General features: G+C 72.7%; 26 protein-coding genes. 14 read left to right on the top strand and 12 right to left on the bottom strand.

The annotated features are described in order from the left end of the window. Positions 1 to 283 precede the first annotated feature (283 nt). The 4 genes from FNH04_RS16095 to FNH04_RS16080 form a co-directional block, all read right to left on the bottom strand. Positions 284 to 1,390 (bottom strand): hypothetical protein, encoded by a 1,107-nt coding sequence (locus tag FNH04_RS16095; protein WP_152784752.1) that lies wholly within the window; start codon positions 1,388 to 1,390, stop codon positions 284 to 286. A gap of 57 nt (positions 1,391 to 1,447) precedes the next feature. After that, entirely contained in the window at positions 1,448 to 2,704 is a 1,257-nt protein-coding gene (locus tag FNH04_RS16090) for an FUSC family protein (RefSeq protein WP_152784750.1), read from the bottom strand. A 212-nt stretch (positions 2,705 to 2,916) separates the two neighbouring features. Then, positions 2,917 to 3,411: an FBP domain-containing protein gene (locus FNH04_RS16085; RefSeq protein ID WP_322723149.1), complete on the bottom strand. Its 495-nt coding sequence runs from the start codon at positions 3,409 to 3,411 to the stop codon at positions 2,917 to 2,919. Between the two features lie 195 nt (positions 3,412 to 3,606). Continuing rightward, positions 3,607 to 4,203: a PAS domain-containing protein gene (locus FNH04_RS16080; RefSeq protein WP_228031408.1), complete on the bottom strand. Its 597-nt coding sequence runs from the start codon at positions 4,201 to 4,203 to the stop codon at positions 3,607 to 3,609. Between the two features lie 237 nt (positions 4,204 to 4,440). Here FNH04_RS16080 and FNH04_RS16075 point away from each other — a divergent pair, with 237 nt between their 5' ends. The 3 genes from FNH04_RS16075 to FNH04_RS16065 all read left to right on the top strand — a co-directional run bounded on the left by FNH04_RS16075 (position 4,441) and on the right by FNH04_RS16065 (position 8,997). Continuing rightward, on the top strand, positions 4,441 to 7,626 hold the full coding sequence (locus tag FNH04_RS16075; protein ID WP_152784746.1) for a cytochrome P450: 3,186 nt from the start codon (positions 4,441 to 4,443) through the stop codon (positions 7,624 to 7,626). Between the two features lie 89 nt (positions 7,627 to 7,715). Further along, a complete protein-coding gene (locus tag FNH04_RS16070; RefSeq protein WP_322723147.1) occupies positions 7,716 to 8,669 on the top strand; it encodes a phosphotransferase family protein in 954 nt (317 codons plus the stop codon). A gap of 79 nt (positions 8,670 to 8,748) precedes the next feature. Beyond that, positions 8,749 to 8,997 carry a hypothetical protein gene (locus FNH04_RS16065; protein ID WP_322723146.1) on the top strand — a complete coding sequence of 83 codons (249 nt, stop codon included), beginning with the start codon at positions 8,749 to 8,751 and terminating at the stop codon, positions 8,995 to 8,997. Positions 8,998 to 9,192: 195 nt separating this feature from the next. Here FNH04_RS16065 and FNH04_RS16060 read toward each other — a convergent pair whose 3' ends face one another. The 4 genes from FNH04_RS16060 to FNH04_RS16045 all read right to left on the bottom strand — a co-directional run bounded on the left by FNH04_RS16060 (position 9,193) and on the right by FNH04_RS16045 (position 13,627). Next, complete coding sequence (locus FNH04_RS16060; protein ID WP_322723145.1) at positions 9,193 to 10,221, bottom strand: SDR family oxidoreductase; 1,029 nt, start codon at positions 10,219 to 10,221, stop codon at positions 9,193 to 9,195. A gap of 349 nt (positions 10,222 to 10,570) precedes the next feature. Beyond that, on the bottom strand, positions 10,571 to 11,710 hold the full coding sequence (locus FNH04_RS16055; protein ID WP_152784744.1) for an FUSC family protein: 1,140 nt from the start codon (positions 11,708 to 11,710) through the stop codon (positions 10,571 to 10,573). A gap of 31 nt (positions 11,711 to 11,741) precedes the next feature. Then, on the bottom strand, positions 11,742 to 12,407 hold the full coding sequence (locus FNH04_RS16050; RefSeq protein WP_152784741.1) for an HAD family hydrolase: 666 nt from the start codon (positions 12,405 to 12,407) through the stop codon (positions 11,742 to 11,744). 173 nt (positions 12,408 to 12,580) lie between these two features. Beyond that, a complete protein-coding gene (locus FNH04_RS16045) occupies positions 12,581 to 13,627 on the bottom strand; it encodes a PHP domain-containing protein (protein ID WP_152784739.1) in 1,047 nt (348 codons plus the stop codon). Positions 13,628 to 13,781: 154 nt separating this feature from the next. On the opposite strand from FNH04_RS16045, the gene FNH04_RS16040 reads away from it, so the two are divergent. Together FNH04_RS16040 and FNH04_RS16035 are read left to right on the top strand one after the other, a co-directional pair. Then, a complete protein-coding gene (locus tag FNH04_RS16040; RefSeq protein ID WP_152784737.1) occupies positions 13,782 to 14,585 on the top strand; it encodes an SDR family oxidoreductase in 804 nt (267 codons plus the stop codon). A gap of 76 nt (positions 14,586 to 14,661) precedes the next feature. Next, complete coding sequence (locus tag FNH04_RS16035; RefSeq protein WP_152784735.1) at positions 14,662 to 14,898, top strand: hypothetical protein; 237 nt, start codon at positions 14,662 to 14,664, stop codon at positions 14,896 to 14,898. Between the two features lie 4 nt (positions 14,899 to 14,902). Here FNH04_RS16035 and FNH04_RS16030 read toward each other — a convergent pair whose 3' ends face one another. After that, on the bottom strand, positions 14,903 to 15,496 hold the full coding sequence (locus FNH04_RS16030; protein ID WP_322723144.1) for a VanZ family protein: 594 nt from the start codon (positions 15,494 to 15,496) through the stop codon (positions 14,903 to 14,905). Between the two features lie 194 nt (positions 15,497 to 15,690). Between FNH04_RS16030 and FNH04_RS47615 the strand changes: the two genes are divergently transcribed. From FNH04_RS47615 to FNH04_RS16005, 6 genes are read left to right on the top strand one after another with little or no spacing between them, the layout of a single operon-like run. Further along, positions 15,691 to 15,873 carry a hypothetical protein gene (locus tag FNH04_RS47615; RefSeq protein ID WP_228031409.1) on the top strand — a complete coding sequence of 61 codons (183 nt, stop codon included), beginning with the start codon at positions 15,691 to 15,693 and terminating at the stop codon, positions 15,871 to 15,873. Continuing rightward, positions 15,870 to 16,322 (top strand): monovalent cation/H+ antiporter complex subunit F, encoded by a 453-nt coding sequence (locus FNH04_RS47610; RefSeq protein WP_322723143.1) that lies wholly within the window; start codon positions 15,870 to 15,872, stop codon positions 16,320 to 16,322. Before FNH04_RS47615 ends, FNH04_RS47610 begins: the two co-directional genes overlap by 4 nt. Further along, positions 16,315 to 16,581 carry a Na(+)/H(+) antiporter subunit B gene (locus tag FNH04_RS16020; protein WP_322723142.1) on the top strand — a complete coding sequence of 89 codons (267 nt, stop codon included), beginning with the start codon at positions 16,315 to 16,317 and terminating at the stop codon, positions 16,579 to 16,581. Before FNH04_RS47610 ends, FNH04_RS16020 begins: the two co-directional genes overlap by 8 nt. Then, positions 16,578 to 17,318, top strand: coding sequence for an MnhB domain-containing protein (locus FNH04_RS16015; protein WP_322723141.1), 741 nt, complete (start codon positions 16,578 to 16,580; stop codon positions 17,316 to 17,318). Before FNH04_RS16020 ends, FNH04_RS16015 begins: the two co-directional genes overlap by 4 nt. 22 nt (positions 17,319 to 17,340) lie before the next feature. Continuing rightward, positions 17,341 to 17,688, top strand: a complete 348-nt coding sequence (locus FNH04_RS16010; protein ID WP_152784731.1) for a sodium:proton antiporter — start codon at positions 17,341 to 17,343, stop codon at positions 17,686 to 17,688. 7 nt (positions 17,689 to 17,695) lie between these two features. Next, positions 17,696 to 19,462: a complex I subunit 5 family protein gene (locus FNH04_RS16005; RefSeq protein ID WP_152784729.1), complete on the top strand. Its 1,767-nt coding sequence runs from the start codon at positions 17,696 to 17,698 to the stop codon at positions 19,460 to 19,462. A 12-nt stretch (positions 19,463 to 19,474) separates the two neighbouring features. On the opposite strand, the gene FNH04_RS16000 is transcribed toward FNH04_RS16005, so the two are convergent. Beyond that, a complete protein-coding gene (locus FNH04_RS16000) occupies positions 19,475 to 20,137 on the bottom strand; it encodes a DUF4230 domain-containing protein (RefSeq protein ID WP_152784727.1) in 663 nt (220 codons plus the stop codon). A 498-nt stretch (positions 20,138 to 20,635) separates the two neighbouring features. Between FNH04_RS16000 and FNH04_RS15995 the strand changes: the two genes are divergently transcribed. Next, on the top strand, positions 20,636 to 21,589 hold the full coding sequence (locus tag FNH04_RS15995) for a ribose-phosphate diphosphokinase (protein ID WP_322723140.1): 954 nt from the start codon (positions 20,636 to 20,638) through the stop codon (positions 21,587 to 21,589). 6 nt (positions 21,590 to 21,595) lie between these two features. Here the strand turns inward: FNH04_RS15995 and FNH04_RS15990 are convergent, their stop codons facing one another. Together FNH04_RS15990 and FNH04_RS15985 are read right to left on the bottom strand one after the other, a co-directional pair. Continuing rightward, positions 21,596 to 21,982: an anti-sigma factor antagonist gene (locus FNH04_RS15990; protein ID WP_152784725.1), complete on the bottom strand. Its 387-nt coding sequence runs from the start codon at positions 21,980 to 21,982 to the stop codon at positions 21,596 to 21,598. A gap of 252 nt (positions 21,983 to 22,234) precedes the next feature. Next, entirely contained in the window at positions 22,235 to 22,663 is a 429-nt protein-coding gene (locus tag FNH04_RS15985) for a MarR family winged helix-turn-helix transcriptional regulator (RefSeq protein ID WP_152784723.1), read from the bottom strand. 105 nt (positions 22,664 to 22,768) lie between these two features. Between FNH04_RS15985 and FNH04_RS15980 the strand changes: the two genes are divergently transcribed. Together FNH04_RS15980 and FNH04_RS15975 are read left to right on the top strand one after the other, a co-directional pair. Continuing rightward, positions 22,769 to 24,226: an aldehyde dehydrogenase family protein gene (locus tag FNH04_RS15980; RefSeq protein ID WP_152784721.1), complete on the top strand. Its 1,458-nt coding sequence runs from the start codon at positions 22,769 to 22,771 to the stop codon at positions 24,224 to 24,226. 40 nt (positions 24,227 to 24,266) lie between these two features. After that, the gene (locus FNH04_RS15975) at positions 24,267 to 25,376 is read left to right on the top strand and encodes an NAD(P)-dependent alcohol dehydrogenase (protein WP_152784719.1); all 1,110 of its coding nucleotides are present in this window, start codon (positions 24,267 to 24,269) and stop codon (positions 25,374 to 25,376) included. Positions 25,377 to 25,396 lie beyond the last annotated feature (20 nt).

The following is a 25,396-nucleotide window of genomic DNA, read 5'->3' as shown; positions in this document are numbered from 1 at the left end:
TCGCCGAGGTGGCCGACGGTCCGGGGCCGGTCGCCTCGGGGGAGTCCGAGCAGCCCGCCAGCGCCGCCGCCGGGACACCCGCCGCCGTGAGCGCCGTCAGGAAGCGGCGCCTGCTCCAACCGTGTCGCTCCTGGTCCCGCGCCGGTTCACTCGTCACTGGTCGCACCTCGGTCGTCGATCGTCGGTTGCCCCGTCCGTGATCCACCTTGGCGGGTACGGACGCCGAAGCGCAAAGCAGGGCGGTGGGTGTTGCGGGCCACGCAACACCCACCGTGTGAGGTGGCTACCAGTCGCCGTCCCCGACCGCCTTGCCCGGCGCGTCCCCGAGCGGCTTCACCTGGTGGGGCGAGGGCTCCTGCCAGGGCTCGTGGTCGTCGCCCAGCCAGTCGCCGACCGGCTGCACCGCGCCGAGGGTGTCCGTGGGCCGGAGATCCTGTGCGTCCTGGTCGTAGTAGTCGAACCAGGGCAGCCCGGCCCGTGTGTACGCCGCGCGGTTCACGGGCGACGGCGGGGGCGCCTCGCCGGTGATCCTGCGCCACTCGGGCGGGGTGACGAGATGCACGAAGACCCGTCCGGCGGGCTCCTCGACCCAGCTGCCGCGCGGCCAGTCGTCCTTGTAGACCTCCTGGCGCATCGAGCCGCCGACACCGAGACCCATCGCGGCGGGTGCACGGGGCGGGCCGGCCGGGGCGGCGCCCGGCGCGGAAGGAGCCGCGGGAACCGCACCCGGAGCGGGAGGGGCGGCCATGGGGTAGGCCGGGGCCGCGCCCGGAGCGGGAAGGGCACCGCCGTAGGGCACGCCCTTGAACCTCCGCTCCGCGTTCGCGCGCTCCCGCTCCCGCCTGAGCCGCTCCGCCTCGCGCCACTCGGCCAGCTTCGCCTCGTTCAGCGGGAAGGCCTGGAGCTGGATGCCGCCCCACACCTCCTCGCCGGTGACCTGGCCCTCGACCGTGGCGCCGAGGCCCAGCGGGACGGCCACGAACTGGCGGACCGTGCCCTTCCCCGAGTTGATGCCGTCCAGCCACGGCTGGCGCGGCAGCACCACGTAGTTCTGCGGATCCCGGCTGAGCCGGCCGCTCCAGGGCTTGCCGGAGACCGCGCACACCTTGCCGACGCCGACCTGCAGGGCGGCCGGCTCCACCGTGCGCCCGAAGTGCAGCCACATGGCCTCGCGCAGATACACCGGCAGCATCACACCGCCGCGCGCCCGCATCTGCTCGGGCGCCGTGTCCGGGTAGTCCTCGACACGGCGGATCGGGAAGGCGCCGAGGCCGGGCGGCAGGCTGTGCGTCCCGGTCTCGGGCAGGCGCAGGGTCCGTTTGAAGCGGACCTGCACCCCACCCGGCAGACGCAGTGTGTCCCCGTCGATCCGCACGGTGCCGTCGGCCATTCCGTACGCCCCCTCGCTGTCGTGCCGTACCGCCCCGCCCTGTGGCGGGGCTGATCATCACTTAGTACGCCGGACCGGGGGGCGCCGGTTCCGCAGGGAGCGGCGGGCGAGGACCACGCGGTCGCGCAGACGGGTGAGACGGGGCCTGCGCTCGCGCTGTTCGCGGGTGCAGCGGTCGAGCTCCTCCAGCAGACGGCTGGAGCGGTGCTCGGTGTCCAGTTCGTCCAGGATCCGGTTGACCTCGGTGAGGATGGCGCCGCGCAGCTGCCAGTCGCGGACGTCCCGCTGCACGTCGTCGAGCAGCAGCTGGGCCAGCTTGTCGCGGGTCGCGCACGCCGTGGTCAGCTCGGCGGCGAGCCGGGCCTCGGCGGACTCGGCGTTACGGCTGACATCGGTGGTGACCAGCACCGCGAAGCTGACCAGGGCGTCGGCGATCTCGCCGAGGAGCTGTTCGAGGGCCGCTCCCGTCTGGGGCTCGAACAGCGGCTCGGGCTCCCGCCTCTTGGCGAGGTCGGTGAGGGTGCGCGCGATGACCCGCAGGACCACCATGCAGATCTCCAGCGTGTCCAGGCCGGTGCGCAGCACGACCCGGTTCAGCAGGCCCTCCCTGACCCGCGGGTTGAGCTTCAGGCTGTCCTCGGCCTGTTTGAGGGCCGCGTCCACCTCGACGATGTCGTGGTCGAGCCGGCGGGCCTCGTGGAGCTGGGCAGCCGCCTCCTCGACGGGGGTACGGCCCGCGGCCTCCTCGCCGACGCGCAGCATCAGCTGCCGCATCCGGCGCGCCATGTCCTCGATGGACTCGCCGGCCGCGCCGACCCAGACCGGGGGAGCGAGGAGAAAGTTGAAGGCGAGCCCCACGGCGGCGCCGATCAGCGTCTCGAGGACCCGCGCCCACGCCGTGTCCCCGACTCTGGTGACGCCGAGCACGAGCATGGCGCTGATCGCCACCTCGGGCACGAACTCGCTGACCCGCACGAAGTGCCCGACGGCGAGCGAGGCGAGGATGATCAGGCCGAGGCTCCACCAGGTGAGCCCCACCAGGCTGCTGAACAGGATGGCGATGACGACGCCGGTGACCACCGAGTTCACCCGGCGGATACCGGTGGTCAGCGTGGCGTAGAGCGTGACCTGCACGACGAGGAGCGCGGTCAGCGGGGCGGTCAGGGGTGCCGCCTCGGGGCTGAACCGCAGCGCCACCACATACGCCAGCGTGGCGGCCGCCGCCGACCGCACCGACTGCACGACCACGGGTTCCTGGCGCCACTTCGTCACCTGGGTGCCGACCACGGCCCAGGCGCCACGTACGTCTCGCATCCTTCGGCTGTTCCCCTTCCGCCCTCACCCGGAACGTTTCTTCCAGAACGTGGGTCGTCCGCACCCGAGAGTAGGCCGTACTCGGGACCTCCGATGAGCCCCTGGAGAGGCCGCATGCCGAACGCCAGGAGATGGCCGCCCGGACCGGCGAGGCTCTGAGGCTGCGATCAGGTCAGCGCGGCTGCGGGACCGGCAGGGCGGTCCGGCACTGCTCACTCGTACAACTTGCGCAGGAACGAGGACAGATTGCCCACCGTCCGGGCGATCTGCTCCTCCTGGGTGAGTGTCTCCTCGAAGCGGCCCCCGGACGCGGGGACCTTCTTGCCGCGCACGTACAGGGAGCAGGCGAGGTCGGCACACATATAGACACCGACCGAGTTGCCCTCGCGCCCGGCCGCGCCCGCCTTGCGGGCCGTCATCAGGGACACGCCGTTCCCTGGATGCGTGGTCAGGCAGAGCGAGCACAGGCTGCGGTGCAGGAGACCGCGCCTGACGGACGGGAAGCGCAGCGTGACACCCGCGAGGCGCCCGGAGTGCTCGGTGACCAGATAGCTGCGGTCCGGGGCCCCGGGGTCGCGCCAGCCGAGGAAGTCCAGGTCGTCCCATGGCTGTTCCGCCAAGTCCCGAGGTATCGCGAGCCGCTTCGCCTCGCCCTTGGAGCAGTTGATGAACGAGGTGCGGATGTCCTGCTCGGTGAGTGACCTCACGGGGAGCCTCCTGGGAAGTGCGGGTGCGAAAGATGCCTAGGAGCCCTAGGTTTGAGCCTAGGCTATGTAGCCAAATCGCCGAGCGCCAATGATTTCGTGCACCGGTGGACGGCGCGTGGATCCTGGGGTGGCGGCCGCGGTGGCACGTGTCACCGACTGCTCTCGCGCACCGGGAAGCTCGCGTACGTGAGCGGTTCACTCCGCCGAGGTGACCCGCGGTGGCCACACCCCGGGTTTCAGTACGCCGAGCGTGTAGGCGCGGGCGACGAGTTCCGTGCGGTTGGCCGCGCCCCAGCGGGTGGACATGCGCCGCAGGTGGTAGTTGACGCCGTCCACGCTCAGCGCGGTCTCACGGGCCGTACGGGCCGTGGTGGCGCCGCTCGCGACGAGTTCCAGGATGCGGGCCTCGGCCGCGCTCACCGGGGGAGGGGCCGGGGGCCCGGCCGGGTCCGGGCACTCGCCCAGTACCTGGACCAGGACCAGGAGCGCCGTCGTCCCGTCGGGGCCGTCGCTGACCGGATCGGCGGTCAGCTCCCCGTGACGGCGTACGCCGTCCGCCGCGTCCCACCGCACCGACACCGGGTAGCGGGAGCGGTGCCGCAGCCGGAGCGCCTGAGCGATCCGCTCCACCTGTGTCGCCTCCTGGGGCCGGAACAGCTCCAGCACGTCACGGCCCCGGAGACTGCCCGGCGTGGCGCCCCACTCGGCCGCCATCGCCGGGTTCGCCAGCAGGACGGACCCGTACACGTCGCACACCGCGACCGGCATCGGAATCCGGTCGAACAGCAGCATGGTGCGGTTGCGCCACACCACGGGATCCAGCCGTGTCAGGTCCACCTCTCGCCTCCCCGGTCCGCTGCCCCGCCTGCCATGTCCGGTCGGCCGGGGGCAAGTGCCGTTCATTCTTCAACCACTACACAATCACGTAGTCCAGCGGGCCGGGCGGCGGCCCCCCGAAGCCCAAGCTGGAACGCAGTACCCCAGTACCGCGACATCGGTACCCGTACCGCGAAAGGCAGTTGCCGCGTCATGCCCCCCACCGCGCCGCATCCCCAGGCCACCGACCCCAGCGCCACCGGGACCCCGGACGACGTACCCGTCGTCGACATCTCCGCCACCGGCCCCGGCCGCACCCCGCTCCAGCAGGTCATGGAGCTCATGCGCCGCCACGGACCCGTGATCGTGCGGCGGCTGCACGGGCGGGAGACGCTCTTCGTGAGCGACCTCGACCTGGTCACCGAACTGGCCGACGAGCGGCGGTTCGCGAAGGCCGTCGGGCCCGCCCTGGAGAACGTGCGGGAGTTCGCCGCCGACGGCCTCTTCACGGCGTACAACGACGAACCGAACTGGGCCAGGGCGCACGACATCCTGATGCCCGCGTTCGCACTGGGCTCGATGCGGACCTACCACCCCGTGATGCTGCGTGTCGCGCGCCGGCTGATCGGGGCATGGGACCGGGCCGCCCGCGACGGCCGGCCGGTGGACGTGCCCGACGACATGACCCGGATGACCCTCGACACCATCGGGCTCGCCGGATTCGGCTATGACTTCGGCTCCTTCGAGCGGGACGAGCCCCACCCGTTCGTCGAGGCCATGGTCCGCTGTCTGGAGTGGAGCATGACCCGGCTGAGCCGGGTGCCGGGCGGCGACCACGCCGCCGCCGACGCGGCCTTCCGAACCGACGCGGACTACCTCGCTCAGGTCGTGGACGAGGTGATCGCCGCACGGGTGGACGGGAACGCGGGGGAGAGCGAGCCCGAGGATCTCCTCGCGCTGATGCTCACCGCGACGCACCCCGCCGACGGCACCGCGCTCGACACCGCCAACATCCGCAACCAGGTCATCACCTTCCTCATCGCGGGCCACGAGACGACGTCCGGCGCCATGTCCTTCGCGCTGTACTACCTGGCCAAGCACCCTGCCGTGCTCCAGCTGGTGCAGCGGGAGGTCGACGCCCTCTGGGGCGACACGGTCGACCCGGAGCCGACGTTCGACGACATCGGGCGTCTCACCTGCACGCGGCAGGTCCTCAACGAGGCGCTGAGGCTGTGGCCGACCGCCGCCGCGTTCAGCCGGGAGGCCCGCGAGGACACCCTCCTCGGCGGCCGGATCCCGCTGCGCGCGGGCCAGACCGCCACGGTGGTGGCGCCGATGCTGCACCGTCAGTCCGTGTGGGGCGACAACCCGGAGCTGTTCGATCCCTCCCGCTTCACACCCGAGGCGGAGGCGGCCCGTTCCGCGCACGCGTTCAAGCCCTTCGGCACCGGTGAACGCGCCTGCATCGGCCGGCAGTTCGCGCTGCACGAGGCGATCATGCTGCTCGCGCTGCTCGTCCACCGCTACCGGCTGCACGACCACGCCGACTACGCGCTCTCCGTCAAGGAGACGCTCACCCTCAAGCCCGACGGCCTCACACTGACGCTCTCGCCGCGCACGGCCGCCGACCGCTCGCACACGCCCCTTCCGGGCGCGACCCAGGCGCACACGGAGGCGAAGGCCGCGGAGGGCGCCCTGCCCGCCCGCGTACGCCCCGGTACCCGCGCCCTCTTCCTGCACGGCAGCAACTACGGCACCTGCCGCGAGTTCGCCGCCACCCTCGCCGACGAGGCCACCGCACTCGGCGCCGAGACCGAGGTCGCGCCCCTGGACGCGTACGCCGGCGGCCTGCCCGCCGACCGTCCGGTGATCGTCACCGCCGCCTCGTACAACGGCCGCCCCACGGACGACGCCACCGCGTTCGCCGCCTGGCTCGACGGCGACACGGCTGCCTTCGACGGCACGTACGCCGTCCTCGGCGTCGGCGACCGCAACTGGGCCGCCACCTACCAGCACGTCCCGGCCCGCTTCGACGACCGCCTCGCCGCTCTGGGCGGCACCCGCCTCCTGGACCGTGCCGCCGCCGACGCGTCCGGCGACCTCGGCGGCACGGTGCGCGCCTTCACGGCCGGCCTGCGCACCGCCCTGCTGGAGCGCCACGGCGACCCCGACGCCACCGCTCCCAGCGCCGGGCCCACGGCCGCGTACGAGGTCCGCACGCTCACCGGCGGCCCCCTCCACGCCGTCGCCGCTCGGCACGGGCTCGTCCCGATGACCGTCACGGACGCGTACGACCTGACCGCGCCCGGTCATCCGCGCACCAAGCGCTTCGTACGGCTCGCCCTGCCGGACGGAACCACCTACCGCACCGGCGACCATCTGACCGTCCTGCCCGTGAACGACCCGGCCCTCGCCGAGCGGGCCGCCGCCGCGCTCGGCGTCGACCCGGACGAGATCCTCGACATCCGATCGCACCGGCGCGACGGAATCGCCGTGGACCGCCCGCTGACCGTGCGCCGGCTCCTCACCCACCACGTGGAGCTGCAGGAGCGCCCGACCGCCGCCCAGCTGGCCGCCCTGGCGGCCGCCAACCCGTGCCCGCCCGAACGGGCTGCCCTCGCCGCGCTCACCGACGACCCGCGCACCCTGGTCGAGATCGTCGAGGCGTACCCCGCCCTGCGCGGCGCCCTGGACTGGCCGGACCTCCTCGCCCTGCTCACCCCGCTGCGCCCGCGCCACTACTCGGTGTCCTCGTCGCCCGCCATCGACCCCGGCCACGTCGACCTGATGGTCTCGCTGCTGGAGGCCCCGGCCCGCTCGGGCGACGGCACCTACACGGGTGTCGGCTCCGGCTATCTGAACTCCGTCAAGCCCGGCGAGACGGTCCTGGCCCGGATCCAGCCGTGCCGCGAGGCCTTCCGGATCGACCACGACGACCCCGCGCCGGTCATCATGGTCGCGGCGGGCACGGGCCTCGCCCCCTTCCGGGGAGCCGTCGCCGACCGTGTCGTCCGGCTCGCCTCCGGGGCCGAGGTCGCCCCCGCCGTCTGCTACTTCGGCTGCGACGCACCCGACGCGGACTTCCTCCACGCGGACGAACTCCGCGTCGCCGAGGCAGCCGGAGCGGTCTCCCTGCGCCCCGCGTTCAGCGCGGCAGCCACCGACGGCCTGGCCTACGTCCAGCACCGGATCGCCGCCGAGGCGGACGAGGTGTGGAACCTGCTGGAGGCGGGTGCCCGGGTGTACGTCTGCGGGGACGGCTCCCGTATGGCGCCGGGCGTACGGGAGGCCTTCCGCGCGATCCACGGCGAGCGGGTCCCGGACGGCGACTCCGAGCAGTGGCTCGCCGACCTGATCGGCGCCGGACGGTACGTCGAGGATGTGTACGCGGCGGGATAAGGGGCCGAGGGAGGACGGGCAACGGGTGGAGAAACGGGGGCCCACTTGGCAGAGTGGGCTCCGGCCGATCACGACACGGGGGAGCCACGGTGAACGGACAGCAGCGGGCACGGCATGCCCTGGAGGCGGCGGGATTCCCGCCGGACAGCCTCGCCGGCCTCCGCCCCCTCGGCGGCGGCACCTACAACACCGTCGAGGAACTCGTGCTCACCGACGGCGGCCGGCTGGTCCTGAAGACACCCCCGCCACCGGAGACCCCGGTCCTGAGCTACGAACGCCGGCTCCTCCCGGGCGAGGCCGAGTTCTACCGAGGGGCGGCCACGGCCGGCGTACCCGCTCCCCAGGTGGTCGCCCTGGCGGACGGCCATCTCCTGATGACCGCCTGCCCCGGCACGCCCTGGCACCTCGCCTCCCCGGAGGGAACCGACCGGAAGGCACTGCGCCGGGAGCTGGGCGGCATGGTGGCCCGCCTCCACCGTGTGACCGGCCCCGGCTTCGGCTACCCCTCCGGCACCTTCGGGCCTCTCGTCCCCGACTGGCGCACCGCCTTCACCACCATGTACGACGCCGTCCTCGCCGACGCCCGCCGCTACCGGGCCTGGCTGCCGCGTTCCGTGGACGAGGTGGCGCGGATCGCGAAGACCGCGTACGACGCCCTCGACGAGGTCACCGTCCCGTGTCTCGTCCACTTCGACCTCTGGGACGGCAACATCCTCGTGGAGCGCGACGGTGCTCCGCGCATCGGCGGTCTGATCGACGGCGAGCGCATGTTCTGGGGCGACCCCCTCGCGGACTTCGTGTCGCTCGCGCTCCTCGGGGACATCGAGCAGGAACGGGACTTCCTGGCGGGCTACCAAGAGGGCGGGGGAAAGGGCGAGTTCACGTCCGCCGAGCGGCAGCGGCTCGCCCTCTACCGCAGCTACCTGTACCTGATCATGCTGGTCGAGACGGTGCCCAGGGCCGCGGGCGAGGAGCATGTCGCCTGGGTGCGCGAGGCGGTGGCACCGCAGCTCACGGCGGCCCTGGACGAGCTCGGCGGCTGACACCGGACCCGGCCGCGGCCCCTGGTTTCGGCCGACCCTCCCGAGGTACTCGCGCCGCGCCACACGAAGGGAGCGCACCGTGACGGATCACCGTTCGGAGGGCCCCGGCGAGAACGGGGAGCCCGTGCCGAGGGACATGCCCGACCAGCAGGCCGGCGCCGGCGAGGACCCGTGGGAGGTCGACTCCGCGCCCGGCGAGACGGACGAGGGAGAGGCACCCGCCACCGACGTGCCCGACACGGACGAGGCGGGCTCGGGAAGGAAGGGCGCCCCGAAGTCGGGCGGCGTCCACCCGGAGCAGCCGGTGCCGAACGAGGTCACCGACTGACCGGCCAATACCGACTGACCGGCCGATACCGGCAGACCACTGCCCCGCTGCAACCGGCAGACTGCAACTGCCCCGCTGCCCCACAGCCGCGTTCGTCGGTCGTGGGGCAGCGGGGCAGCGGCCTGTGGCTGGTGCGGCCTGTGGCTGGTCGCGCCGTACTCCGTGGTGTTCAGCCGCCGTACCCCGTGGGGGCGCTCAGCCCACCTTCCGCCCCCGCAGCGGCTCCGTCTCCGCCCCCGCTCCGCGCCGCAGCCCCTCCAGGAACTCCTCCAGGACCTCGACCGCCGTACGCTCCGGGCGCCAGCCCAGTTCGTCACGCGCGCGCGTGCAGTCCAGCAGGGGCAGCCGCAGCACCGCGTCGAACAGATGGGGCGAGGCGGGCACCAGATGCAGCCCCCACGCCGCGGCCAGAGCCGAACGGGCGGCCGCGCGGGGCAGCCGTACCGGACGGGCACCCAGCAACTCGCCCAGGGCCGCCGCGTCCAGGGGCGGCTCGGCCGCCAGGTTGAACGGGCCGCGCGCGTCGCCGTGCAGCGCGAGCCGGTACGCCTCGGCCGCGTCGTCCGTGTGCAGGACCTGGACCCGCAGCCCGGGAATGTCGGGCAGGACGGGAAGCAGTTCCGGGCGGAGCAGCGGTCCGGGCAGGAAACGGCCGCCGAAGATGCGCCGCTGCTCGCTCGCCGACTCCTGTTTGAACAGGAACCCGGGCCGCATCCGCACCACCCGGACCTCCGGGTGCTCGTACTCGAAGGCGTCCAGGGCACGCTCCAGATAGGCCTTCTCCCGGCAGTACGCGGCGTCCGGCCACCCGTGCGTCGGCCACGACTCGTCCACCGCGCGGTCCTTGGGGCCCGGCGAGTAGGTGCCCACCGAGGAGGCGTGGATAAGCGTCGGCACCCCCGCCGCGGCCACCGCCTCGAAGACGCGGATGCTGCCGAGCACGTTGGTGCGCCAGGTCTGGGCCGGATCGTGGGTGGGCTGGAACGCCCAGGCGAGGTGCACGACGGCGTCGGCGCCCTCGAACTCCGCGACCAGGTCGGTCTCCTCGACCGCCAGGTCCACCGCCGACCACTCGGTCCTGTCGGGCGACCAGTCGGGAATCCGCCGGGCGAGCCCCCGTACGGAACCGACCCGGTCGTCCTCCGCGAGCAGACGCACGAGACTGGTGCCCACGTTGCCGGTGGCACCCGTGACGACGATCCTGTCACCGGTTTCACTGCTCACCGCTGACTCCTCTCAGCCCTGGGGACCCCGCTCCTCCCGGAGGGGGAACCCCGAGTACCCGGCCGGGAGGGGGAGCACGCGCACGGGGCTCGATGGGCAGAGAAAAGCCCCGACCGGACGGGGGAATCACGGTCGGGGCGGTCTGTGGTGGGCACGGACGGCGGTCGCCTCTCGGCGAAAGGCTCCACAGGGCTTCAGCCGAACGATCGTCCCTGTGGGCGGAGGTTGAGGCCCGGGGACACTGTCCCGTCCGCACCCACGGTTGGTTTAACGGGAAGCTACCAGCGAGTGTTCCTGAAGGATGGGAGCATTCACGGTGATCTGCGTCACGATAAGCGCACTATTTCGGTCACCGCGACCGTACGGTTTCGGCCCACACGTTCTCCGCCTGGAGGAGCAGCGCGCCCAGTACGGCGGTCCGTGAGGCGCTGTGGGCCGCGAGCCGGCGCAGCCGGGCCTGCAGTTCGTCGTGCAGTTCCTCCATGGCCTCCCGCGCCGCACCATCGGTCCCGCCGGTCTCCGATCCCTCGATGCGCCTGCCCTCCGCGTGGCAGGCGTCCCCGATCAGTGCCAGCAGGCGCGCATACGAGCGGAGCGCCGGGTCGTCGGGCGGACCCGGGGACCGCTCGCTGTCGGCCGCGACGGCCAGGGTGCGCGCCAGGGTCGACATGTGCCCGGTGACCCGGCTCCAGCGCTCGTCCTCCTCGGCGGACGGCACATCGAGCGGAACCCGGTGGAAGGCCCGCAGCCAGCTCCCGGTCAGCCGCAGGCTCTCCTCGCTCCACCGCCGGGCCGAGCGCAGCCCGTCGAGCCGCCGCTCCAGGTCCAGGGCGGTCCGCGACCAGCGTGCGGCGGCCTGCTCGTCCCATTCGCCGTCCCGCAGCCCGTCGGCGGCCCCGTGCAGGACCCTGCCGGTCTCGTGGGCGAGCGCCGCGAGGTTCTCCCGAACGTCGCGCAGATGGACCGGTGGCAGGACGAACGCGTTCACGGCGACACCGATCACCGCGCCCAGCGCCGCCTGGCCCAGACGGTGGCCCAGCGCAGACGCCGTGACCGGGCTGCCCGCGGCGAGCGTGAACAGGGCCGTGGTGGCGGCGTAGACGCCCTGGTCGCCGAAGCGGGGATAGTTGCCCAGCAGCATCAGCACCGGCAGGCACAGGGCGAGCGCGGCGGTGGTGTCCCCGGTCAGCGTCTGGGCCGCCGTCGCCAGCAGCGCGCCGAGGCACATCGCGGTGAACTGTTGCGCCGCCTGCCGCAGCGAGCTGTACACCGTGGCCTGCACCAGCACCACGGCCACCCACGGCGCCATCAGCGCCATCGGGTCGCCCAGCAGGTTGCGCGCCACCACCCAGGCCAGCAGCCCCGCTCCCGCGGCCTTGAGCGACTGCACGACGAGATCGCGCTCGCGGCCGGGACCGCGCAGCGCGTTGCGGACTGCGGAGGTCAGGGCGTGGGTTTCGGTACGGAGAGCCTGGGCCGAGAAGGTCATACGGCAGGACCGCGCATGTCGCCGCGCCGCCTCACACATCCGCCCCCAGCGGACTCTCCTCCAGGGACGCCAGCAGATGCGCCGGGTCGCGGTAGACCGCCTCGGCGCCCGACGCCTCCAGGTCGGCGCGCGGGATGCCGCCGCTCAGTACGCCCACGCAGCGCACCCCGGCGCGGGTGCCCGCACGCATGTCCCACACCGTGTCCCCCACGAACACCGCGCGCTCGGCCGGTACCCCGGCCAGGTCCAGGGCGTGCTCGACCGGCTGGGGAGAGGGTTTCCCGGCATTCACGTCGTCGGCGCTCGCCGTGGCCGTGATGGCGTCGTCGGCGTCGATCGCCCGCCGCAGCGCCGCCAGCTCGGAACCCCCGGCGGAGGTGGCGAGGACCACGCTCCAGCCGTCCTGGTCGAGGCGCCGCAACAGGCGTCCGGCGTCACGCAGCGCGGGCAGACGGTCGAAGTAGGTGCCGTACAGGGTCTTGTGGGAGGCACTGAGCGCGGCCACCTCGTCCGAGGCCCGCTCCTCGCCCAGGAGGTGGGCGATCAGATCACCGGAGGCGAGTCCCACCGCCCGGTGGATGGCGTGCATCGGCACGTCGTGACCGGCCTGGCGGAACGCCTCCCACCAGGTCGTCACATGGAGGTGGTTGGTGTCGACGAGAGTGCCGTCGACGTCGAACACGGCTGCCCGGCCCATGTACGAGCCCCCTTCCCGCGGCACGAGTCCGCTGAGTCCGTCGTAGTCCGCTGAGTCCGTCGTGGTGAGTCCTGAATCCCGCGAGCGCGTCGCAGTGAGTCCTGTCGGGCCCGCGTGCGGGTCCTGAACCCTCGGGTACCGCGTCAGCCCTCGGGTACCGCTCGGGTACCGCGTCACGCGCTGCCCACGCGTGATGTCCGTGACGGCACCGTGCGCTCCCGCGTCCAGGCCAGCAGCTCGTCCGCGGTCCATGTCGTGATCACGCGGTCGGCGGGCACCCCGCACTCCTCCGCCCGGGCACAGCCGTTGATCTGCCAGTCCAGCTGGCCGGGTGCGTGGGCGTCGGTGTCGACCGAGAACAGCACGCCCGCGTCGAGGGCCCGGCGGATCAGCCGCCTGGGAGGGTCGAGCCGCTCGGGACGGCTGTTGATCTCCACGGCCGTTCCCGACTCGGCGCAGGTCGCGAAGACCTCGTCCGCGTCGAACTCCGACTCGGGCCGCCCCCGCCCGCTGAGCAGCCGTCCCGTGCAGTGTCCGAGCACGTCGGCGTGCGGACTGCGTACGGCCGCGACCATGCGGCGGGTCATCGCCCGCGCGTCCATGCGCAGCTTCGAGTGCACCGACACCACCACGACGTCGAGCCGCTCCAGCAGCTCCGGCTCCTGGTCGAGCGACCCGTCCTCCAGGATGTCGCACTCGATGCCGGTGAGCAGGCGGAACGGCGCCCACCGGTCATTGAGCCCGGCCACCACGTCGAGCTGCTCGCGCAGCCGGTCCGCGGACAGCCCACGGGCCACGGTCAGCCGCGGCGAGTGGTCGGTGAGCGCGGCCCACTCGTGCCCGAGACGGGCCGCCGTCCGCCCCATCTCCTCGATCGGGCTCCCGCCGTCCGACCAGTCGGAGTGCAGATGGCAGTCGCCCCGCAGCCGCGACCGCAACCCCTCGCCGGCCGACACCACCGGCTCCCCGGCCTCGTCCTCCAGCTTGCGCAGATAGCCGGGCACCTCACCGGCCAGCGCCTCGCGCACCACCTGCGCGGTCTTCGGGCCGACCCCGCGCAGGGACTCCAGCGAGCCGTCGGCCGCCCGCCGCCCGACCTCGCCCGCGGGCAGGGCGCCCAGCACGGCGGCGGCGGTACGGAAGGCCCGTACGCGATAGGTGGGGGCCTGGGCCCGCTCCAGCAGGAACGCGATGCGGTCCAGGGCTTCGACAGGCTCCATGGGCACCTCCTCGTCCAGCGTTGCCCACCCGCACCGGTACCGCACACGGGAGCCGGTTTGTCCCTCGCGTGCCCGGGTACTGCGACGGTCCGTGCTCCGCAGCCGTCCGTGAGCAGTCGTCCGTCAGCAGTCGTCCAGCAGCCGAGGAGGGCCGATGTCCGCGCACGAACGCACCGAGGTGGCCGTCATCACGGGAGCCGACTCCGGTATCGGCCGGGCCACCGCCGTCCGTCTGGCGGAGGCGGGGATGGACGTCGGGATCACCTGGCACACCGATCTGAAGGGGGCCGAGGAGACGGCCGAGGAGGTGCGCGCTCGAGGGCAGCGCGCCGTCGTCGCGCAGATGGACCTCACCCGGCTGCCCGTCGCCGCGGGCACGGTCGACGAGCTGTGCGACCGGCTGGGACGCATCGACGTCCTCGTCAACAACGCGGGTACGGGAACGATGACGCCCTTCATGGACCTGGAGCTCGAGGACGTCCGCCGTGTCCTCGACGTGGACCTCGTCGGCCCGTTCCTGTGCGGTCAGCGGGCCGCCCGGCACATGATCCAGCAGGGTGAGGGCGGACGCATCGTCAACGTGACCTCCGTGCACGAGCATCAGCCCCGCGTGGGTGCCGCACCGTACTGCGCCGCCAAGGGCGGCCTGGGCCTGCTCACCCAGGTCATGGCGCTGGAGCTCGCCGAACACGGCATCACCGTCAACGCGGTGGCCCCCGGCGAGATCGCCACCCCCATGACGGGCCAGGAGGACACCGACCCGCACACGGAGAGCCGCCCCGGCATCCCCCTGGGGCGCCCGGGAGACGCCCGCGAGATCGCGGCCGTGATCGCCTTCCTCGCGGGCCCCGACGCCTCGTACGTCACCGGGGCCTCCTGGGCAGCGGACGGCGGCATGCTGCGGATGGGCCCCCAGGCGGGCTCACACCTGGAGAGCGACGACTGGCGGCGCCCCTGAGAACGGCTCGGCCCGCTCGGCGACCGGCCCGGTCGCTTTGGGGTCAATGACCCCGTTTCGCTCTACGCTTTCTTGTATGACCGAAATCGCGAGCCCGTACATCCCCCGCCCGCGGATCATCGTGCTCGGGGTGCAGCCGGGCACTCCGCCGTTCCGTATCGTCGAGATCGACGGAGAGGTCGTCGGTGAGGCCACGGCGCTCACCGACGTCCTGGTCGCCGCCTCGGCGGCCGGTATAGCCGTCCACGACCTCGACGACCCTGACCTGGTCCGCTGGGTCGGCGGCGACAAGTTCACCTGGTGGCCGCACTAGGGCCCTAGTCCTTGCGGCGGTGGATCCCCCGGCGGGGCCGTGGGCGTCCGCCGCTCGCCCCGCCCGGGTCCGCTCCCCGGCCGGGCGGGTGCACCACACGGCCCAGCCGCCGCCCGAGCAGCACGTACCCCAGGAGCGCGCCCGTGGTGTTGAGGATGACGTCGTCGATGTCGAAGGCGCGCCCGGTGATCACCGCGCCCTGCGTCAGCTCCACCAGAAGCATGACGAGCGCCGTCAGCGCCGGTACGCGCAGGATGCCCCGCGCCCCGGGCGCCAGCACGGGCAGCAGCACGCCGAAGGGAACGCCGAGCAGGATGTTCCCGCCGATCTGCTTGACCGCGTCCCGCAGCGCCGGCTGGTTCAGATAGGCCTCCAGGGAGCGGCCCGGCCGCAGATTGCTGTGGGTGAGCTCCTCCGAGGCCGGTGACGGCTGGAGCGTGAGCCGGGCCAGCGCCACCGCGAACGCGACCATGGCGGCGAAGGCCAGCACCGTCGCCAGCAGGCGTAAGGGGAACGCGAGCGGTCGCCGACCGCGCGAGTCCCCCTTCGGCCGGCGGCGGGATGTCGAGGTGCGGGAACGTGACGCTGTCCGGGCCACACAACCCTCCCAGTTTCAACTTCCCTTCCTTTCAAGGTGGTTACCCCCGAGATGGGCTCCGATGCCGCAGAGGGTGAGGACTTGGCCGGACTTGGCCGTCGCCCCCACCGGTTTCCCCTCGCTCTCCGGGGGCACTCCGGGCAGCGACCCGTCGCGTGCCGGTGGTGGTGCGCGCAGGCCCGCGGAGGTGGTGTGTGAACCGGCGTACGGCGTTCCGGGCCGCGCTCGGCGTCCTGGGCTGGTGGGTCCTGCTCGCCGGGTTGTGGCTGGTGTTCGTCAGCGCGGTGGACACCCTGGAACTGGTCGTGGGCGGTGTCGTCGCCGGGATCGCGGCCGCCGCGGCCCGGGGAGCGCGAGGGGCGGTGAGCGGCCGGTGAACGGCTGGACCACTGCCGCGACCCTCACCTTCGCCGGGGGCGTCGGGGCCACCGTGTGGGGCGTGGCCACCGGACCACTGCGCCGCCGCGTCGTCGCGCAGAACCTCTCCAGCGCGCTCGCCTGCCCCGGACTACTGCTGCTCGCCCAGGGATACGGCCGTCCCGCGTACGTCGACCTCGCCCTGGTCCTCGCGCTCCTGGGCCCCGTCGGCACCCTCGTCTTCGCCCGCCTCCTCGCCGAGGAACTGGCCGCGGACCCGCCGGCGTCCCCGTGGGCCACCTGGTGCGCCGCCGGATTCGCCGCCGTGGTCGTGCTCGTGCTGTGCGCGGCCACTGGTCCCGGCCGGGCGATGGTGAAACTCCTCGTGACGGGCGCCCTGCTGACGGGCGGAAACCTCGTCGCCTCACGGGCGCTGGCCGGCGGCTTCCCCGGAGGCCGCCGTGGATGACCCGGCTGTCGTCGTCGCGCTGCTCCTCGTCGCGGCCGCCGCGACCACGGCCGTGGCCGTCCGCGACCCCGTGCGCCAGGCCCTCGTCCTGGCCGTCCTCGGACTCGCCCTCGCGGTGCTGTTCACCGTCCTCCAGGCCCCCGACGTCGCCCTGTCCCAGCTCGCGGTCGGCTCGGCCCTCACCCCGCTGCTGCTCCTGCTCTCCGTCCGCAAGGTCAGGCGGCGTCAGAAACAGGAGACGAAGGGGGAGCCCGAGTGAACCGGCGCGTACGGCTGTTGATGGTGCTCGCGGGCGGCGCGGGCCTCGCGGCCCTCCTCGTCGCCGCGTGCCTGGACATGCCCGGCTTCGGCGGCGACCGGCACCCGTACGGCGATCGCGCGGTGCACGAGTCCCTCGCCCGGCGGACCGCCAACACCATTGCCTCCGTCAACTTCGACCAGCGCGCCTTCGACACCCTCGGCGAGATGACCATCCTCTTCGGCGCCGTTCTCGGCACCGTCGTCCTGCTGCGCCAGACCCGCGACGAACGACGCGCGGCACCCCGGCCCGAGGACGTCGCGCCGCCGGTCCGCCGGTACGCCCTCGCCGTCCTGCCCGTGGCCGTCCTCACCGGCCTGTACGTCATCGCCCACGGTCAGCTCAGCCCGGGCGGCGGCTTCCAGGGCGGCGTCGTCGCGGCGACCGCCCTGCATCTGCTCTACCTCGGCGCCGACTACCGCGCGCTGGAGCGGATCCGCCCGGTCGGCCTGTACGAGGTCGGCGACGCGCTCGCGGCCTCCGCGTACCTCGTCCTCGGCCTGGCGGGCGTACTGGCCGGAACGGCCTTCCTCGCCAACACCCTGCTGCCGTACGGCACGTTCAACACCCTGACGTCCGGCGGCACCGTGCCGCTGCTGAACGCGGCCATCGGCATGGAGGTGGCCTGCGCGGTCGTCGTCCTGCTGGCGCGCTTCCTGGACCAGGCCGTCGAGATCGAGGAGGAGAGCGGAACGTGAGGGAAGGGAAGAGCGGGACGTGATGTCCGTACTGCCGTATCTCGTCGCCGTGTGGATCTTCCTCGTCGGTGCCCACGGCCTGGCCACCAGCCGCAACCTCATCCACGCCGTGGGCTGCCTCGCCGTGTGCCAGTCCGGCACCTACGTGCTGCTGCTGGCCGTCGGATACCGCGAGGGCGCGACCGCTCCCGTGTACGCCGACCTGGAACCCGGCTCCCGCCCGGTGGTCGACCCGGTCGTGCAGGCCCTCGCCCTCACCGACGTCGTCGTCGGCGCCACCGTCACGGCCCTGCTGCTCGCCCTCGTCATGCAGATCGCCAAGCGCCACGGCACGGTCGACCCCGACGAACTCTCCGAGCTGCGCGGCTGACCCGCCGATGAAGCATCTGCTGCCGCTCGTCGTCGCCGTACCGCTGCTCGGGGCCGCCCTGCTGGTCGCCGGGGGCCGCCGTCTGCCCCGGGTCGTGGCCGAGACCGTGGGGTGCGCCGTCGCCGCGGGCACCGCCGCGCTCGCCCTGCTGCTCCTCGCGAACTCCTCCCCGCCGATGGTCGAGTGGGTCGGCGGATGGACCCCCGAGAACGGCCGCAGCGTCGGCATCGTGCTCGTCGGGGACGGACCCGGGCTCGGCCTGGCGGCGCTCGCCTCCCTGCTGACCGTGGCGGCCCTGGCCTACTCCTGGCACTACTTCGACGAACCGCCCCGCCGCCACACGGGCTCCTTCCCGGCGCTCGTCCTGCTCTTCCAGGCGGGCATGTGCGGATTCGCCGTCGCAGGGGACCTCTTCAACGCGTTCGTGTTCTTCGAGCTGATGAGCGTCGTCGCGTACGCCCTGACCGGCCACCGCGTCGAGGAGGCCAAGGCCGTGCAGGGCGCGCTGACCTTCGGCGTCGTCACCTCGCTCGGCGCGTACGCCATGCTCATGGGTATCGCGCTGCTGTACGCGCGCACGGGCGAGCTCGCTATGGCGCACATCGGGCGGGGCCTCGACCGGCACGGCGGTCCCGACGCGCTCGTCCTCGCCGCCTTCGTGCTGGTCCTGACCGGGCTGCTGGTCAAGGCGGCGGCCGTGCCCTTCCACTTCTGGCTGCCCGACGCGCACGCGGTCGCGCCGACCCCGGTGTGCATGCTGCTGTCCGGGGTGATGGTCGAACTCGGCGCGTACGGCGTCTGGCGCGTGCACGACTCCGTGTTCTCCGGCCCCGGCGGGGTCCCGGAGGCCGACCTGGAACGCGTGCTCGTCGTGCTCGGATCGCTGACCGCCGTGATCGGCGCCGTCATGTGCTGGTACCAGCGGCACGTGAAACGGCTGCTGGCCTACTCGACGGTCGCCCACACGGGACTGTTCCTCGTCGGCATCGGCATCCTGACCCCTCAGGCCGACGACGGGATCGCGCTGTACGTCCTCGGGCACGCCGGAGTGAAGGCGGCCCTGTTCGCGTGCACGGGCATCCTGCTCGACCGGTACGGCACGGTCGACGAGCACGCCCTGTACGGCCGGGCGCGTGAACTGCGGGGAGTCGCCGTGCTGTTCCTCGTCGGCGCTCTCGCGCTCGGCGGACTGCCGCCGTTCGGCACCGCGCTGGGCAAGGCGGTGACGGAGGAGGCCGTGGGCGGACCGCTGACCGTGCTGTACGTCGCCGTGTCCGCGATCACCGCGGGCGCGGTGCTGCGGGTCGCCGCCCGTGTGTTCCTGGGACTGGGTCCCCAGCCGGGGGAGACCCCCTCGCCGGCGTACGAGACGACCGGTGCCGGAGAGGAACCCGAGACGCGGCACCGGCTCGGCCGCGTGCCGGGCACCATGACCGCGGTGCCCGCCCTGCTCCTGGCGGGGGCGCTGGCCGTCGGCGTGACCCCGGGCTTCGCCGCCGGCGTGAGCCGTGCCGTGAACGAGGCCGGCTCCGGCGGCGCCGTCACCCCGGCGCACTGGACTCCACCAGGTGTGCTCCTCGGTCTCGTCTCCACCGCGCTCGCGGCGGGCCTGGCGACCCTGGCGGTCACCCGGCCCGCCCTCCTGGCCGAGCCGGGCTGGGCCGCCCCGCTGCGCCGGCTGCAGTCCGGGCACATCGGGGACTACGTGGCGTGGACACTGCTGGGGACGGTGCTGCTGGGCGTGCTGGCGCTGCCCGGAGTGCTGGGCGCCTGATCCGTGGCGGGCTCAGGTGCCGCCGTACGTCACCTCCACCTCCTCGAAGCCGAGCGAGCGGAGCAGCCCTTCGAGCATGCCGGTGGTGTTGGACTCGGCGCGGGCGGTGAGCCGGCTCTCCTCGGCCGCTTCGGCGATGTGCTTCGACGCGAGCCGCTGGACGGCCTGTTCGCCGTTGGGGTTGTCCGAGAAGAGATCGCCCAGCCGGTCCAGCAGACCGCGCTGCTTGGAGACGGCGTAGGAGCGTTCGGGGTCGAGGGCGGGTTTGCCGAGCTGTGCGTGCGGCAGGCGGAGTGTGGCCGAGGTGCGGTCCTGGTTCACCGTCACGTCGTCCTCGCCCACCTTCCCCAGGTCGACGTAGGCGTCGACGGTGCCCGCGCCCACGTACAGGGTGCGGGTGCCGCGGATCGCGTCCGGCAGGTACTTGGCGTCCTTCTCCAGGTCCACGACCACCTGGAAGTTGCCCGAGGCGGCGTCGTACCGGCTGATGTCCCGGATGGACGTGAGGAGCGCGGGACCCGACCGGTCGTGTGTCTCCTCGCCGAACACGTCCTTCAGCCCGTCGAAGAAGAGCAGGCGCACGGCGGCGAGCAGGACCACGAGAAGAGTGACGAGGACGGTCAGGAGCTTCGCCCAGCCGGGCAGGCGGCGGACTCGCTTGATGGACGTCGTCATGTCGACGGTCCTCCTTCCTGCTTCAACGAGTGCCCGGCAAATCCCTTGCCAGAACGCCGGGTTGGCGGTTTGAGCGCGCCCCTCCGGGGGCATGGTCGGGCGCACGGGCGCGCCCGCCGGCACCCCGGGCCGGACCGGTCGGCGGCTACGCACGGGGATGACCGGTACGGATGGACCCCCGCGGTGCCCGCCGTTCGGCGTAGACCGGGGACGCGTCGCGTCCGGTGGGCACCTGCCTCTGCCGGCGGTCCGCCGTCGGGCCGGCCCGACGGCGGACGCGGGTCGTCGTGACGCCTGAACAGGCTGCCGGGCCACCGCTTCCGGATGTGCCGGTCGGCACCGCAGCGGAGGCGTCGGGCGTGGACGTGCTCGCGGGCGCGATGCCCTCGACGCGCGCCGAGCGGCCGTTCCGAAACCGGGTTTCCCCGGGTCAGAGGCCCCGGGAGGCGCCCAGTAGCATGAGGCCGGACCCCCGGTCGATCATGCGAGGAGCGGATCGTGCGTGACATCGCCGTGTTCAGCGGTAGTGCCCACCCCGAACTGGCGGAGGAGGTCTGCGCACATCTGGGGGTACCGCTCCGGCCGACCCGGGTCAGCCGGTTCGCCAACGACTGCCTGGAGGTGCAGCTGCAGGCCAACTGCCGGGAGCGGGACGTGTTCCTGGTGCAGCCGCTCGTGGCCCCCGTGCAGGAGCACCTGGTCGAGCTGCTGCTGATGTGCGACGCCGCGCGCGGCGCGTCCGCCGGGCGCATCACCGTGGTCATGCCGCACTACTCGTACGCCCGCTCGGACAAGAAGGACGCGCCGCGCATCTCGATCGGGGGCCGGCTCGTGGCCGATCTGATGGTGGCGGCGGGTGCGAGCCGGATCCTCGCCATGACGCTGCACTCGCCGCAGGTGCACGGCTTCTTCTCGGTACCCGTCGACCACCTCCACGCGCTGCGCGAACTCGCCGCGCACTTCCGGCAGTACGACCTCTCGCGCACCACGGTCGTCTCACCGGACCTCGGCAACGCCAAGGAGGCGGCGGCCTTCGCCCGTATGATCGGCGCCCAGGTCGCCGCCGGCGCCAAGCAGCGGTTCGCGGACGACCGGGTCAGCATCAGCTCCGTCATAGGCGAGGTCGCGGGGCGGGACGTCATCGTCCTGGACGACGAGATCGCCAAGGGCAGCACCGTCATCGAACTGCTGGGACGGCTGCGGGAGCTGGGCCCGCGCTCCATCCGGGTGGCCTGCACGCACGGCCTGTTCGCGGCCGGAGCCCTGAAGCGGATCGGCGAGCAGCCCGACGTCCTGGAGATCGTGTGCACCAACACCGTGCCGGTCCCGGAGGAGGAGCGCACCGAGAAGCTGCGGGTGCTGTCCATCGCCCCGGCGCTCGCAGAGGCCGTACGCCGCATTCACAACGGTGAGTCCGTCAGCGCCCTGTTCGACGCGCCCGCGAGCGAGTAGCCCCGGTCACAAGGACCCGGAGGCGGCCTCCGGCAGGCTCAGGGCCTCGTCCAGCGACGCCGACGGCGGCAGCAGGCGGGCGAGGCCGGTCGCCCTGAGGACACGCAGGGTCAGCTCGCGCGTGCACACCAGACGCAGTTCCCCGCCCTGTTCGAGGACCCGGCGCCGGGCCCGGTACAGCAGGCGCAGCCCGGAGCAGTCGAAGAACTCGACGGGCCGCAGGTCGATCACGATCCGTGGCTCCGGGCGCGCCGTCGCGGAGTCCAGGTAGGGGATGATCTCCATGGCGGCGAGGATGTCGATCTCACCGTGGAACTCCAGCACCGTGTGGCCGCGCTCCCCGCGGACGCGCAGATGCCGGGTGGGCGGTGCGGGGTGATCGTGCACCGACATCGCCTCCAACCGGCGTTCGCGTGGGCAGGGTCTCGGAGCAAGTCCCGTCCCTGCCCTGCAAGTTACTCTCGTTGGAGTGAATTTCAGCATGTTCGATTGACATATGTCTTCGTTTTGAGCAGTGAGCGTCCGACAACTTGCGTGCCGGATCTACGACCGGGCCCGCGCCCGGGTGTGCGCGCCGCTCGCACCGGACCGCGGACGCTGCCGTCCGGCATGCGCGTGCCCGGGAGGGCGACCTGCTCAGCGCGCCTAGGAGAGCGCGTGCCAGGCCTTGGACAGGGCCTGGCGGAACTGGTCGGCCTGGTGGGCGGTGAGGTCCCTGATCATGCGTTCCTCCAGCTCCCGTACGGGGCACGCGAACCGCTTGAGCAGCTCGCGCGCCTCCTCGGTCAGCAGGATCAGCAGCTCGCGCCGGTTGCGCGGATTCCGCTCGCGGCGGACGAGTCCACGGTTCTCGAGGCTGCGCACCAGATCCGCGATGGACTGGGCGGTGACGAACGAGTCGCGTGCCAGCTGCGCGGCCGACAGCCCGTCGTGCCGCTCCAGGACGGTGAGGGCGGTGTACTGCAGGGCCGTGATCCCGGCCGGCTTCACCAACTCGTCGAGATGCGAGCGGACAACGAGCTCGACTTGCTTGAGCATGTAGAGCAGCGACGGGGGTGCCTTTGTGCCGACCATGGGTTCAGACTAAGGCATTGACAGGAAACCTGTGTGTAATGAGACTGCGAACAAACAGGAATCCTGTTGGTTGAAATCTTGGCGATCAAGGCTGAGGAGTGGGCAATGACGACCACCTTCGAGAGCGGGCCCGGGCGGCTGTTCATCGGCGGACAGTGGCGCGAGGCGGCTGACGGGGCACGCACCGACGTGATCGACCCGTCCACGGGGCAGGTGGTCACGACGGTCGCGGAGGCGAGCGCGGCCGACGTCGACGCCGCCGTGCAGGCCGCGCGGCAGGCCTTCGACAACGGCGCCTGGTCCGGGCTGAGCGGCCGCGAGCGCGGGCGCGTCCTGCACCGCGTCGCCGAGCTCATACGGGAGAACGCGGACGAGATAGCCGCCCTGGAGAGCCGTGACGTCGGCAAGCCGATCACGCTGTGCCACGCCGTCGACGTGACGAACGCGGCCAACGACTACGAGTACTACGCCTCCCTGGCCTGGACCCTGGACGGAGCCACCCGCGACACCCCGCTCAACGGCCTCGCCTACACCCGGCGCGGACCCCTCGGCGTGGTCGCCGCCATCACGCCGTTCAACTTCCCGCTGATCCTCGCCGGATCGAAGATCGGCCCGGCCCTCGCGGCCGGCAACACGGTCGTGCACAAGCCCGCCGAGGAGACCCCGCTCAGCGCCCTCTACATGGCCGAGCTGTTGAAGAAGGCCGGCGTCCCGGACGGCGTCTTCAACGTCGTCACCGGTACCGGACCGGTCGCGGGCGAGGCGCTGCTGCGCAACCCGGGCGTCGACAAGATCGCCTTCACCGGCTCCACCGCCGTCGGCCGCCACGCGGCGAGCGTCGCCGGCGAGGGCCTGAAGTCGGTCACGATGGAGCTCGGCGGCAACGCGGCGCACATCGTCTTCGAGGACGCCGACGTCGAGAAGGCCATCGGCGCGATCATCAAGGGCTTCGTCTTCAACACCGGCCAGTTCTGCATGGGCGGCCCCCGCCTGCTGGTCGCGCGCCCGCTGTACGAGACCGTGATCGGCATCCTCTCCCAGGCCGTGCCCGGCGTGCCCGTCGGCGACCCGCGGAACCCCGAGACCGTCGTCGGCCCGATGGCGGGCGAGAAGCACCTGAAGAAGGTCGAGGAGTACGTCGAGCTGGCCCGCAAGGAGGGCGGCCGCATCGTGTGCGGCGGTGAGCGCCTCGACCTGAACGGCGGCTTCTACTACCGGCCCACGGTCATCGCGGACCTCGCCAACGACTCCCGGGTCGTCCAGGAGGAGATCTTCGGCCCGGTCCTCACCGTGCAGCCCTTCGACTCCGAGGACGAGGCCGTGGAGATGGCCAACTCCACGCCGTACGGGCTGGCCTCGGGTCTCCAGACCACCAACCTGGCCCGCGCCCACCGAGTCGCCGACCGGCTCCAGGCGGGCATCGTCTGGGTCAACGAGTGGGCGATGCTCGACCCAGCCGTGCCGTTCGGCGGTGTGAAGGCCTCCGGCTTCGGCCGTGAGTACGGCCCCGAGGCCCTGGAGGCCTACACCAAGGTCAAGTCCGTCGTCGTCTCGCTCGACTGAGCGCGCCCCCGAAGTCACCGGCATCAAAGGAGCCCACACCATGTCCACCACCACTCGTGCCGCCGTGGTCGAGTCCGGGGGAGCGCCCTTCACCCTCTCCGAGGTCGTCCTCGACGAGCCCGGGCAGGGCGAGGCCCTCGTCCGTATGGTCGCCGCCGGGCTGTGCCACACCGACCTCGGTGTGGCGAGCGGAGGCCTGCCCTTCCCGCTCCCCGGCGTCCTGGGCCACGAGGGAGCCGGAGTCGTCGAGGCCGTCGGCCCCGGCGTCACCGGTGTCGCGCCCGGCGACCACGTCCTGCTGTCCTTCACGTCCTGCGGCGGCTGCCACAACTGCCGTGACGGACACCCCGCCTACTGCGCCACCTGGCTGCCGCTGAACCTCCTCTCCGGCCGCCGGGCCGACGGCACCAGCACCATCAGCCGCGACGGTGAGCCGCTCGGCGGCCACTTCTTCGGCCAGTCCTCCTTCGCCGAGCGCGCCCTGGTCGACGAGCGCAGCCTCGTCAAGGTCGACCCGGACGTACCGCTCGACTCCATCGCCCCGCTCGGCTGCGGTGTCCAGACGGGTGTCGGCGCCGTCTGGAACGTGCTGGAGCCGCGCGCGGGCAGCACTCTCGTCGTCCTCGGCGCCGGAGCCGTCGGCCTCTCCGCGGTGATGGCCGCCGCCCTCACCCCCGCGACCACGATCATCGCCGTGGACAAGGTCGGCGAACGCCTGGAGCTGGCCAGGGAGCTGGGGGCCACCCACACCGTGAACGCGGACGAGGTCGCGGACCTCACCGAGGCCATCATGGAGATCACCGGCGGTCAGGGCGCGGACGGTGTCGTCGAGACCACGGGCAGCGTGGTCGTTCTGCGCAAGGGTGTCGACTCCCTCGCCCTGCGCGGCACCCTGGTCATCGTCGGTGCCCCGCCCTTCGGCAGCGAGGTGGCCCTGGACGTCAACGGGATGCTCGGTGGCAAGCGGGTCGTCGGCCTCACCCTCGGCGACAACGAGACCCAGACCGCCATCCCGGTCCTCGTCCAGCTGGTCAAGGACGGCAAGCTGCCGCTGGACCGCCTGATCAGCCGCTACAAGTTCGAGGACATCGACCAGGCCGTGGCGGACATGGGCGGCGGCAAGGCCATCAAGCCCGTCCTCACGTTCTGACGTTCTGACCCACCCCGGCC

This window comes from Streptomyces phyllanthi (assembly GCF_009377205.1).
Taxonomy (GTDB): Bacteria; Actinomycetota; Actinomycetes; order Streptomycetales; family Streptomycetaceae; genus Streptomyces; species Streptomyces phyllanthi.
The sequence above is the reverse complement of the archived record's forward strand: the minus strand, read 5'-3'. Positions and strand labels throughout refer to the sequence as shown.